11 protein-coding genes are annotated in these 11786 nt (G+C 71.3%); 1 reads left to right on the top strand and 10 read right to left on the bottom strand.

Going from position 1 to position 11786, the window contains the following annotated elements; genetic code table 11:
* Positions 1-32 precede the first annotated feature (32 nt).
* The gene (locus ACIPN7_RS27020) at positions 33-986 is read right to left on the bottom strand and encodes an SDR family NAD(P)-dependent oxidoreductase (RefSeq protein WP_400549809.1); all 954 of its coding nucleotides are present in this window, start codon (positions 984-986) and stop codon (positions 33-35) included.
* Positions 987-1231: 245 nt separating this feature from the next.
* Between ACIPN7_RS27020 and ACIPN7_RS27025 the strand changes: the two genes are divergently transcribed.
* Complete coding sequence (locus tag ACIPN7_RS27025) at positions 1232-2203, top strand: alpha/beta hydrolase family protein (RefSeq protein WP_400549811.1); 972 nt, start codon at positions 1232-1234, stop codon at positions 2201-2203.
* 97 nt (positions 2204-2300) lie between these two features.
* Here ACIPN7_RS27025 and ACIPN7_RS27030 read toward each other — a convergent pair whose 3' ends face one another.
* The 9 genes from ACIPN7_RS27030 to ACIPN7_RS27070 form a co-directional block, all read right to left on the bottom strand.
* Positions 2301-4565 carry a xanthine dehydrogenase family protein molybdopterin-binding subunit gene (locus ACIPN7_RS27030; protein WP_400549813.1) on the bottom strand — a complete coding sequence of 755 codons (2265 nt, stop codon included), beginning with the start codon at positions 4563-4565 and terminating at the stop codon, positions 2301-2303.
* Between the two features lie 10 nt (positions 4566-4575).
* Entirely contained in the window at positions 4576-5715 is a 1140-nt protein-coding gene (locus ACIPN7_RS27035; RefSeq protein ID WP_400549815.1) for an XdhC family protein, read from the bottom strand.
* 18 nt (positions 5716-5733) lie between these two features.
* Positions 5734-6711 (bottom strand): FAD binding domain-containing protein, encoded by a 978-nt coding sequence (locus ACIPN7_RS27040; protein ID WP_400549817.1) that lies wholly within the window; start codon positions 6709-6711, stop codon positions 5734-5736.
* On the bottom strand, positions 6711-7295 hold the full coding sequence (locus ACIPN7_RS27045) for a (2Fe-2S)-binding protein (protein WP_400549819.1): 585 nt from the start codon (positions 7293-7295) through the stop codon (positions 6711-6713). The genes ACIPN7_RS27040 and ACIPN7_RS27045 overlap by 1 nt, the downstream gene beginning before the upstream one ends.
* Before the next feature lie 192 nt (positions 7296-7487).
* Positions 7488-8432 carry an SDR family oxidoreductase gene (locus ACIPN7_RS27050; protein WP_400549821.1) on the bottom strand — a complete coding sequence of 315 codons (945 nt, stop codon included), beginning with the start codon at positions 8430-8432 and terminating at the stop codon, positions 7488-7490.
* Positions 8433-8546: 114 nt separating this feature from the next.
* Complete coding sequence (locus ACIPN7_RS27055) at positions 8547-8744, bottom strand: aldehyde dehydrogenase family protein (RefSeq protein ID WP_400549870.1); 198 nt, start codon at positions 8742-8744, stop codon at positions 8547-8549.
* Between the two features lie 21 nt (positions 8745-8765).
* Complete coding sequence (locus ACIPN7_RS27060) at positions 8766-9332, bottom strand: YbhB/YbcL family Raf kinase inhibitor-like protein (RefSeq protein WP_400549823.1); 567 nt, start codon at positions 9330-9332, stop codon at positions 8766-8768.
* A 60-nt stretch (positions 9333-9392) separates the two neighbouring features.
* Positions 9393-10754: an MFS transporter gene (locus tag ACIPN7_RS27065; protein WP_400549825.1), complete on the bottom strand. Its 1362-nt coding sequence runs from the start codon at positions 10752-10754 to the stop codon at positions 9393-9395.
* A gap of 65 nt (positions 10755-10819) precedes the next feature.
* Positions 10820-11764 carry an SDR family oxidoreductase gene (locus tag ACIPN7_RS27070; RefSeq protein WP_400549827.1) on the bottom strand — a complete coding sequence of 315 codons (945 nt, stop codon included), beginning with the start codon at positions 11762-11764 and terminating at the stop codon, positions 10820-10822.
* Positions 11765-11786 lie beyond the last annotated feature (22 nt).

Raw genomic sequence — 11786 nt, forward strand, 5'->3', positions numbered from 1 at the left:
GGTGCCGCATGCCGCCCTCGGATGTCGAGCTCTTACTCCATGGGGCGCAGCGGGTCCACAGCGACGCGTCCACCGTCGACGAGGATGTCCTCGCCGTTCACGTAGGCGCTGTCGTCCGAGGCCAGGAACGCGATGACACCCGCGATGTCCTCCGGCGTGCCAAGACGCCCTGCGGCGACCTCAGCGACGTAGGCACCGCGCTCCTCGACAGGGACACCGTCGAACATCCGCGTGACGATGTACCCAGGGCTCACGGAGTTGACCCGGATGCGCCGCGGCGCGAGCTCCGATGCGAGCGTCCTGGCCAGGTTGTGCACGGCGGCCTTGCTCGCGGAGTACAGCGCGTTCGTCCCGCGGCCCAGATAGATCGTCCACGACGCGTTGAGCACGACGGATGCGCCATCGTGGAGCAGCGGGATCGCCTTCTGGACCGTGAAGTACACGCCCTTGAAGTTCACGCCGACGACGCGATCGAACTCCTCCTCGGTGACGTCCTGCGTGCTGCGCCCCGAGAGGATGCCGGCGTTGGCGAAAACGAAGTCGAGGCGCCCGTAACGCTCACCGATCGTCGTCATCAGTTCGTCGATGTCGCTGATGTTGCTCGCGTCTGCTCGCACGGGCAGGAGCCTGTCACCTGCATCAAGCGTGAGTGTCGCCGCGTCCAGACGCTCTTGGTCGCGGCCGGTGATGATCACCTGAGCGCCCTCGTCGAGGAGGCGGCGAGCCGTGGCCAGACCCATCCCGGTGGTGCCGCCAGTGATGAGCGAGATTCGGTTGTCCAGTCTTTCGGAAGTCATAACTTTGAGGCTGGCATCTCCGCCCTCGGCGGTGCCAGGTAACGGTTGTGCCCCCCAGTGAACGTGGACGGTCGTGCGCGTGGTGAATGGGGTCGGTCTTGTGCACGGTGACCGGGCAGGCCGTCTTCGGAGCGACGCAGGGCCATCCACCGAGACGGTGCAGATGATCTGGAACGACGAGTCCAGCATTCCGGCAGAGCATTACGCCGACGCCGGTGTCATTACCGCATCGCCCACAGGGATCCTTGCCCCGCATCCCGTGCACAGGGATCCGTCGACCGGTGGGACACTGCTGACGGACCGGTCCGTAGCCTCACCAGCCCGAATACCGCTGTCCCTTTCGGCATGTTGTAAACCCTGCAATTCCGGCACATTGACTCGTTTGCCCGTGGTTGCTGAGGGTGGGTGCGGTCCGACACCTAGGAGAGTTCCCGATGAACAAGCTGATCAGCGACGCCCTGAACATCGCCGCCCCTGACGCGGACCCCAGCCTCTACGTCACCACCGTCACCCTGTCCGCACCCGACCGAGGTCTGCCGCTCGAACTGCGCGTCACCGCCCCGGCCGCCGGCGACAACCTGCCGGTCGTCCTCCTTTCGCACGGCGGGGGCGAGTCCCTGTACCTGGCCTCCAAGGACGGCTACGACCCAATCGTGCAGTTCTACGCCGCGCGCGGGTTCGCGGTGATGCAGCCGACCCACCTCAGCTCCATGATCGGCGGCTTCGGCCTCAACCCCGCGAAGCCGGGACATCCCATGTTCGGGCGTGCTCGCATCGCCGACATGAGGCAGATCCTCGACAGCCTCACCGAGATCGAACAGCAGGTCCCCGGACTCAGCGGACGTCTCGACCACGACAGCGTCGTGGCTGTGGGCCACTCCGCGGGCGCGCAGACCGTTGCTGTCCTGCTCGGCGCCCGCCTCAAGGACGCCGACGGCAACGTGATCGACGAAGACCTCACCGAGCCGCGCATCAAGGCCGGCCTGCTGCTGGCCCCGACCGGCAACGGCGACGGCCTCACCCAGGTGGTACGTGAGGCGTACCCGGAGCTCGACCTCGACTTCTCGCACATGACCACCCGCGCCCTGGTGGCCTACGGCGACGACGACATCAACCCGGCCATGATGCTCCGCGGCGCAGACTGGCACGCCGATCCCTACCACCAGAGCCCCGGCGCCGAACACCTGATCACCTTCTTCGGGGCCAAGCACTTCCTCGGCGGCATCATGGGCTACAACCTCCAGGAGACCGACGACGAGAACCCCGAGCTTCTCGCGATCACCCAGCGCATGACCTGGGCGTACCTGCGCTCCGTCGTCGACCCCACGGACGACGCCTGGGCCGACGCGCGCACCGCGTTCGAGAAGCACACCGCTTCCTACGGGCGCATCGACAGCAAGTCCTGACCTGCTGGGGCGGATCTACTCCGTTGATCGCCCAGAGGATCCTGACTCACATGCGTTCCCGCTCTTCTCGATAGCTGTCGGTCCGGCGCACCGGCGTCTACAGGTGCTCGATCAGCTTGTCGGGAGTGACAGGCACATCGCGCACACGGATGCCGGTGGCGTTGAAGACCGCGTTGCCGATCGCGGCCGCCGAGCCGACGGCGCCGATCTCCCCGAGGCCGCGGGCGCCCAGGCTCCTGGTCCCGACGTCCTCGCTGCCGTCGCCGAGGGGCCCGGTCAGGACAGGGTCGGGCCGGTCGAGCATGACCACGTCGATCGCAGGGACGTCGGCGTTCACGGGTACCAGGTAGTCGGCCAGCGTGCTGTTCGCCAGGCGCCCGGTGCCGAGCTCCAGCCGGTTCTCCTCCAGCAGGGCGTGCCCGATGCCGAAGATCACGCCGCCGACGAGCTGGCTCCGGGCGGCCCGGGCGTTGATGACCCGGCCGACGTCCGCGACCGTCGTGAACCGGGTGACGCGGGTCTCGCCGGTGAACCGGTTGACCCGCACCTCGCAGAAGTGGGCGCCGAAGCTGTGGTGCACGTACCCGGGGATGGGTGCGCCGTCCGGCGCGGACTCCTGGTAGATGCCCGGCGACCCGATGGCGGTCAGCAGCCGGCCGAAGGTCATCGAGCGGCCGAGCCCGTGCAGGATGCCGCGCTCGTAGCGCAGGTCCTCGGCGGCCGCTCCCTGCCAGGGTGACCCGTCCTCGGTGACGGCGAGCCGCTTGAGCTCGGCGATGACGCTCCGGGCGGCGTCCACGACCAGCGGCACGGTGGCGTGGGTGCCGCTGGAGCCGACCGCGGGTGCGCCCGGAGGCAGGACGGTGTCGCCGATCTCCGGCGTGACCCGCTGCACGGGGATACCCAGGGCGTCCGCGCCGGAGATCGCCACCATGGTCGCCGAGCCCGTGCCGAGGTCCGACGTCGCGGTGGACACGACGGCGGTGTCGTCGCCGAGCAGCCTGACCCGGACGACGGCCCCGGGGCGTCGGTGGGCCGGATAGATCGCGGTGGCCATGCCGGAGCCGTACAGCCACTGCCCGTCGACGCGCGCGCGGGGCGTGGCGCTGCGGGCGGACCAGCCGAACCGCTCAGCGCCGACGCGGTAGCACTCCTCCAGGTGCTTGCTCGACCATGGCAGCCCCGAGGCAGGGTGGACGGTGGCGTGGTTGCGCAGCCGCAGCTCGACCGGGTCGACGCCGGTGGCGACCGCGAGCTCGTCCATCGCCGTCTCCAGGGCGAACGACCCGGGGGACTCGTTGGGTCCCCGCATCGCTCGGCTCCCGGGCAGGTCGAGCACGGCGAGCTGCGCGTCGACGTGCAGGTTCGGCGTGCGGTAGAGCGCGTCCGTGGTGGCGTGGGCCGGCGTCATGGGGAAGGCGATGGTGGTCGGCCGCTCGGCGACGCTTCGGTGGCTGACCGCGTTGAGCACCCCGTCGCGGGAGGCGCCCAGCCGGACGGTCTGGGTGAGGTGCGGACGGTGCCCGGTCAGGGTGAACATCTGCTCCCGGGTGAGGACGAGCCGGACCGGGCGGCCCAGCTCACGGGCTGCCGCGGCGGCGAGCGGGGTGTCGCTCCACAGGACGACGCGGGCGCCGAAGCCGCCGCCGACGTACTTCGTGATCAGCCGGACGTCCTGCGGCAGGACGCCGAGTCGCTGGGCCATCCCGAGCGCGTACGCCGCGGGGATCTGCGCGCCGGCGTGGATGGTCACCCGGTCGCCGTCCCAGACGGCGAGGATCGCGTGGGGCTCCATGGCCACGTGGTGCTGGATGTTCTGGTGGAACTCGGCCTCCACGACGACGTCGCTGGCGGCGAGCGCGGCGTCGATGGAGCCGACCCCGGGCGCCAGGATGTTCAGGCTGCTCGGCGACCCGCTGAGGGTGGGGCCCGCCGGCACGTGCGGCTCGTCCGCGAGGGAGGTGCGCGGCGGCTGCGTGTTGTAGGTCGCGGTGACCAGGGCAGCGGCATCGCGTGCCTGCTCGGGCGTCTCGGCGACGACCATCGCGACGGCCTGGCCGTGGAAGTGGACCTCCGCTCTCCGCAGGGGAATGTAGTTCTCGACGAAGCCGGCGGCCGGGCCGGTGACCTCGTACAGGTTGAGGCGGGACTCCGGCGCGGCGTACACGCGCAGCACCCCGGGCGCGGCGAGCGCCGCGGCCGTGTCGATCCTGGTGATCGTGCCCCTCGCGATGGTGCTCGTGACGAGGTGGGCGTACGCGAGGTCGACGGCTCGGTAGTCACCGGAGTACTCGGCCGCGCCGGTGACCTTCAGCCTGCCGTCGACGCGCTCGGTCTCGCGTCCGACTGGGGAACGGGTCATCGTGACTCCTTCATCTGCTGTGGGCGAGCGCGCCGGACGGCGGGAGGCTGTGGTGGATGGGGACCCCGGTGCTCAGCGGCGCGCCGGAGCCGCCGTGGCGGTGGGCGACGATCTCCGCGGCGATCGACAGCGCGGTCTCCTGCGGGGTGCGGGCGCCGAGGTCGAGCCCGATGGGGGAGTGCAGGCGGTCGAGCTCGCGGTCGCTCAGTCCTGCGTCGCGGAGCCGGGCCAGGCGTTCCTCGTGGGTGCGGTGTGAGCCCATGGCTCCGACGTAGGCCACCGGCATCCGGAGGGCGGCGGTCAGGAGCGGCAGGTCGAACCTGGGGTCGTGGGTGAGCACGCAGACGACGGTGCGGCCGTCCAGCGAGTCGGCCTGGGACCGGAGGTAGCGGTGCGGCCAGTCGACGACCACCACGGCGTCGGGGAAGCGCTCCGGGGTGGCGAACGTGGCCCGGGCGTCGCAGACGGTCACCCGGTAGCCGAGGAACGCGCCGACCCGGGCCAGCGCGGCGGCGTGGTCGATGGCACCGAAGACGAGCAGCCGCGGGGCCGGGGCACTGGACTCGACCAGCAGCGTCATGGGCTCCTGGCAGTAGCTGTCGGCCACCCCGACCTCCACGGTGCGGGTCTGCCCCGCGTGCAGCAGATCGGTCGCGTGGGCTTTGGCCACCTGGTCGAGCAGCTCGTCCCCGAGGGACCCTGTGACAGGATGACCGGGCCGCACGACGATCGTTCGACCGAGGCGAGCGTGGAGGCCGCGCACGATCGTGGCCACGGCCACCGCCTGGTCCCGCGCGGCGTCGGTCAGGGCCGGTTGGAGCCAGGGTTCGGCGGCCGGGTCGTGGTGGCGCAGGAGCAGCTCGATCGTGCCGCCGCAGGTGAGACCGACGCCGATCGCGTCCGCGTCGGTGTAGCCGAACCGCAGGGCACGCGGCCGGCTGTCCCCGGTGAGCATCTCCTGGCACGCCTCGTGCACGGCGGCGTCGACGCAGCCGCCGGACACGTTGCCCAGCACAGCGCCGTCGGCGTCGACGACCAGTGACGAGCCGGGCTGGCGGGGTGCGCTGCCGTCCACGCCCGTGACGGTGGCGACCACGAACGGGGTCTGGCGGCGGGTGCGTTCGAGCAGGTCGGCGGCGAGCTCAAGCATGGCTGCCGCCTCGGCCCGTCATCGGCTCTCCTGCAGCTCGGTCAGGGCCCGCACCAGTGTGCGGCGCAGCAGGGCGGGCTTGAACGCGTTGTGCTCCCGCGGCCGGGCGCCGTCGGCGGCATGGACGACGGCGGCCTCGAAGGTGGCGGGGGTGGCCGGCCGGCCGGTCAGGGCGCGCTCGACCGCCGCCAGCCGCCACGGCCTGGTCCCCACCCCGCCCGCGGCGATCCTGGCGTTCGTGATGGTGCGGCCCCGTAGCTCGAGGGCGACGGCGGCCGAGGTGAGCGCGAACTCGTACGACTGCCGGTCGCGCACCTTGACGTAGACGGAGCGCGCGGCCCAGGGGGAGCGGGGCACGGTGATGCCGGTGATGAGCTCGCCCGGTCGCAGGATGTTCTCGACGTCGGGCGTGGTACCGGGCAGGGTGTAGAAGGTGTCCAGCGGCACGCTGCGGGTGCCCCGCGCGGAGGCCAGGTGCACCACGGTGCTCAGTGCCACGAGCGGGACCGCCAGGTCGCTGGGGTGGGTGGCGATACAGGCGTCGCTGGTGCCGAGGACGGCGTGTCCGCGGTTCACGCCCTCCAGCGCCGAGCAGCCGCTCCCCGGCTCGCGCTTGTTGCACGGCGTCGTGACGTCGCGGAAGTAGCCGCACCGGGTGCGCTGCAACAGGTTGCCCCCGATGCTCGCCATGTTGCGCAGCTGGGCCGAGGCGCTCAGCTCCAGCGCCCGCGCGATCATCGGGTAGTGCTCACGCACGGTGCGGTCGGCGGCCACGTCGCTCATCCGTTCGAGCGCACCGATGTGCAGCCCCTTGGGGTCCAGGCTGATGCCGTCCAGCGGGAGCCGGTTGATGTCCACGACGTGCTCGGGTGCCATCACCTCGAGCTTCATCAGGTCGACCAGGGTGGTGCCCCCGGCCAGGAACGCGGTGTCCGGCCCGGCGCCTCGCAGCGCCTCGCGCACCGATCGGGCCTGGGCGAAGGTGTAGGGCCGCATCAGCGCATCACCTGCTGCGCGTCCCGGATCGCGTCGACGATGCGCGGGTAGGCGCTGCACCGGCAGATGTTGCCCGACATGCGCTCGCGGATCTCGTCGTCCGAGCGTGCGGGGCCCTCGTCGTCGACCATGGCGACCGCGGACATGATCTGCCCCGGGGTGCAGAAGCCGCACTGCAGACCGTCGTGCTCGACGAAGGCCTGCTGCATCGGGTGCAGGCGGTCGCCGTCGGCCAGACCCTCGATCGTGGTGACCTCATGGCCGTTGGCCGAGGCGGCCAGGGTGAGGCACGACAGCACCCGCCGGCCGTCGACATGGACGGTGCAGGCCCCGCACTGGCCGCGGTCGCAGCCCTTCTTCGTGCCCTTGAGATCCAGCCTCTCGCGGAGCGTGTCGAGCAGGGTGGCCCGGGGGTCTACCCGCACCGTGACCGGATCGCCGTTGACGGCGGCCCGTACCGTCACCGGGGTCACGCCGTCCACTGTGGCGACCGAGGCGGCTTCCGCCGCCTCGGTCGGTGCGGTCAGCAGCGGTGTCACGGCGGCGGCGACCAGGCCGCCGCCCAGGAAACTTCGCCGGGACACCCCCGAAGGGCCGCGTCCCGCATCGTTGGCTGGATTCATCGAGTCTCTCCTGGCTGGTCGCAATTTCGGGGCAGGGCAGACGGCGCCGCCACCGTCCGCGTGGTCTCTCGGTGTTGTTCCCAGGCTGGCCATCGGGGGCGAGGACATCCAGGACCTGCCGATCCCAGGCTGCGGACGAGTGGTGCGCTGGCGTCAGGCGGCCGAGATGGCCGTCCTGGTCAGCTGCTCCGAGACCTCCCAGACGCGTGCCGCCTCGTCGGCGCTGCGCAGCGGGGAGTACATCTGCTGCTCGGCGGGCCGGCCGCCGAGGTTGCCGAATCCGCTGGGGCTGTACAGCGCGCCGGGCTTGGCCTGGGGGTCGGTCGCCGCCATGAGCGCGGGCAGGCCCGCGGTCTCGACGGTGCCCAGCAGGATGCCGCGGGCCGACAGGAAGCGGATCATCCTGCGTCCGGAGGTCTCCTGGGCGCGGCCGAGCTCGGGGCGTGCGGCCAGCAGGTTGGTGGGGGCGACGCCGGGGTGGGAGAGGTTGCTGGTGATGCCCCACCCGTTGGCCTTGCTGCGGCGGTCCAGCTCGAGACCGAACAGGCCGAACGCGATCTTCGACTGGCTGTAGGCGCGCATCCCGTCGTACTCGCGGTCCCAGTTCAGGTCGTCCCAGTTGATGACGCCGCTGCGGGCGGCGACGCTGACCTGTGAGGTCACCCGTGCACCGCCGGCCCGCAGGAGCGGCAGCAGGTGCGCCACGAGGGCGAAGTGGCCCAGGTGGTTGGTGCCGAACTGGAGCTCGAACCCGTCGGCGGTCCTCTGGTGGTCGGGCGGCGTCATGACGCCGGCGTTGTTGATCAGGAGGTGAATCGGGTCGCCCTCCGCGCGCAGGGTGTCACCGAGGGCGGCGACGGATTCGAGCGAGGACAGCTCGAGGCTGCGCAGCGAGAGGTTCGCGCCCGGCACGGACTGCTTGATCTTCGCGATCGCGGCCTCGCCCTTGGCCGGGTTACGAACGGGGATGATGACCTCGGCCCCGGCCGCGGCGAGGCGTCGGGCCATGACCAGGCCCATGCCGTCGCTCGCCCCGGTGACGACGGCACGCTTGCCGGTCAGGTCGGGAATGGTGATGTCGATCGGTGTGCGTGACATGTGGTTCGCTCCTCATTTTCGTGTGTTGCTCTTACTGTCTTTGAGCGCCGGCCGGTTATTCAGGGCCTGCCGATCCGCCCTTATCTCCGTCAGCTGTCCCGCCAGCTGTCCCCGTCAGCGACGGGACGCTCCGGTCGCGCCGCCGTCGTCGAACACCAGCCCCTTGACCTGCTGGAACTCCTCCAGGCCGTAGCGCCCGTACTCCCGGCCGATGCCGGATCGCTTGTAACCACCGAACGGGACGTCGGGGTTGAACCCGGCGCCGTCGATGTAGACCTGGCCGGCCTGAGAGCGTGTGCGCGAGGCGCGCAGGCCGACCGCGCTGGTGCCCGGTTACCGGATCTCAAAGGTGCCGTCGAGCCGGGCACGGGCGATGACGTGCCCGGTCATGGCCCGGACCACCGCGTTGAGGGTGAAGGTGCGCGGGAGGTCTGGCGGGTGGGTCAGGGCGAAGAGCTGGAAGACGTAGGAGTGCGGTCCGTGGGAGCGGATGGGCATGGGACCGCCCCACCCGCGGCGCCCGAGGGCGCCCTTGCCGTGCCGGAGCCCGGGCACCGGGCTGGGCTCGGCAAGGCCGCCCTCAGGGATGCTGCCCAGCCCGGGGTCGATGCCGGTGGTGATCGCGTGGGCGAGGGGCTGGCGGAAGGGGACGTCAGGATCCTGCACGACGAGCAGGAGCTCCGTGGTGCCGGCCGGCGGCGTCGTCCAGGTGAGGGCTGGTGAGATGTCCCGCCCGAGGAGGCTGCCGCGGTAGCCCGGCGGTAGGGGGTCGCCGTGCTCGAACGCAGGACTGGTGAGCGTGAAGCTCTCGGGTGCGTGCAGGCTGGGACGCGCCCAGACGAGCGTGTGGTGTCCGGCGCGCCGGTGGCGCAACGCGCGACCGAGGGGGTTGGTGGGCATGGTCCGAGCTCCTTGGTCGTCGGATCCGACGGCGCTGCGCTGATGGCCTGTCGGCGTGGATCAGCTGTGGACCCGGGGGCGTGGCCGGCCCGACGGGGTGTGGGTGTCGTCGGTCTCGGCGATGTCGCTCAGCACCTCGGCGGCGGCGAGCTCGTCGCGTGCGGCGAGCTGGTCGAAGCCGGTGACGGCGGGGTAGGTGTAGCGGCCGAGCGTCGCGATGAGGACGGCTCCGACGACGAGGACGCCCATCAGGACCGGGATGACCGGGTCGTAGGAGCCCAGCTCGTCGTACCCCAGGCCGAGGAGCAGGGGGCCGAAGGCGCTGCCGAGGAGGAACATGGCCTGGACCGGGCCGAAGATCTGGCCGAAGTTACGGGTGCCGAGATACCGGGTGATGAGCAGGGCGGCCAGGTCGCCCTCGATGCCGAAGGCGATGCCGATGAAGGCCACCGCGATGACGGCGCTGCCGAACGGCGGGTGCAGGAAGAACATGCCCGCGATGGGGGCGAGCATCACGATCGGGCCCACGATCGAGCCGTGGATGCGGTCGATGATGAAGCCACCGGCCACCCGGCCGACGAGGGAGGCCAGGCCGAAGACGACGAGCAGCTGTCCTGCTTGGCCGTTGCTCAGGCTACGGTCGGTCATCATGGGCACGAGGTGCACCTGGAGGCCGATCACGACGGCGCCGACCAGGCCCAGGCCGAGCGCGATGCCCCAGAACTGTCGGGTGCCGACCGCCTCGCGCAACGTCAGGCCGGGGAGCTCGAGGCTCACGTCGCGGCCCTCGACCTGCGTCTCCTGGACCAGGCGGCCGCGGACGTGCCGTTCGGCGCGGCCCCGGACGAACAGGGCGACCATCGTGACGGAGACGACGACGGCGATCAGGGCCATGTAGGCGTACGCCTGCCGCCAGCCGACGCTGTCGATGAGCGCGCCGGCCAGCAGGGGCCCCAGGGCCGCACCCAGGCCGATGATGCCCGTCACGACGCCGACGGCCAGCGCCCGGTTGTTGTCGAACCAGCTCACGACCACCCGGACGGCGGGGAGCGCGGTCCCGGCTCCGAAGAGCCCCACGAAGAAGCAGGGGATGAAGTAGACGGCCTCGACCGGCGGAACCAGGGCGATCGAGGCCATCGAGGCCGCGAAGAGCACGAACCCTGGCACGAGGATGTAGCGCGCGGCGTACCGGTCCACGAGCCTGCTGACGATCACCAGACCGATGACCATCCCGACGGCGGCGACGGAGTACGCGCCGGTCACGGTCGTGCGGCTGAACCCGGTCTCCTCGACGATCGGCAGGACGAAGAGGCCGGTGGTGGCCAGGTACATCTGGGGGCCGACGGCGTTGGCGGTACCGGCGCCGACGACCACCCACCAGGGGCTTCGGGTCCTGGTGGCGGGACGGGTGACAGAACTCATATGGCTTCTCCTGGGCTCGGCTCTTCGGGTCTGGCTCTGGGGGCTCGCGGTTGTCGGCTGGATGGTCAGGCGGTCGGGACGGCGGTCCTGGTCAACTTCTCGGAGACCTGCCAGACGCGGGCGGCCTCGGTGAGGCTGCGCAGCGGACGGTGCAACCGCTGCTCGGCGGGCGGACCGCCCAGGGTGCCCGGGCCGCTCGGCCCGTACAGGGCGCCGGGCTTGGCGGCAGGGTCGGTCGCCGCCATGAGGGCGGGGAGCATGGCGGTCGCTACGGTGCCCACCAGGATTCCGCGCGCCGATAGCCAGCGGATCCGCCGGATGTTGGGCGTGTCCTGGCTGCGGCCGAGCTCCGGACGCGCGGCCATCAGACTGGTGGGGGCGAGGCCGGGGTGGGAGAGGTTGCTCGTGATGCCCCACCCGCGGGCCCTGCTGCGGCGGTCCAGCTCGAGGCCGAACAGCCCGAACGCGATCTTGGACTGGCTGTATGCGCGCATCCCGTGGTAGCTGCGCTCCCAGTTCAGGTCGTCCCAGTTGATGGAGCCGCTGGCCGAGGCGACGCTGACCTGGGAGGTCACGCGGGCGTGCCCGGCGCGCAGCAGCGGCAGGAGGTGGGCGACGAGCGCGAAGTGGCCCAGGTGGTTGGTGCCGAGCTGCACCTCGAACCCGTCGACCGTGGTGAGCCGCTGCGGTGGCCGCATGACGCCCGCGTTGTTGATCAGAAGGTGGATCGGCCGCCCCTCCGCGTGCAGGGTGTCGCCCAGGGCCGCGACGGACTCCAGCGACGCCAGGTCGAGGCCGCGCAGCGAGACCTTCGCGCCGGGGACGACCCGGTTGATCCTGGTGATCGCGGTCTCGCCCTTGGCCGGGTTGCGCACGGGCATGATGACCTCGGCGCCGGCGGCGGCCAGGCGCGCGGCAATGCCCAGGCCCATGCCGTCGCTGGCTCCGGTGACCAGCGCGCGCTTTCCGGACAGGTCGGGGACGGAGATGTCGATCGGTGTACGCGGCATCGTCCTGCTCCTTCAGGTTGTG

The organism is Promicromonospora sp. NPDC090134, from assembly GCF_044746965.1.
Taxonomy (GTDB): Bacteria; Actinomycetota; Actinomycetes; order Actinomycetales; family Cellulomonadaceae; genus Promicromonospora.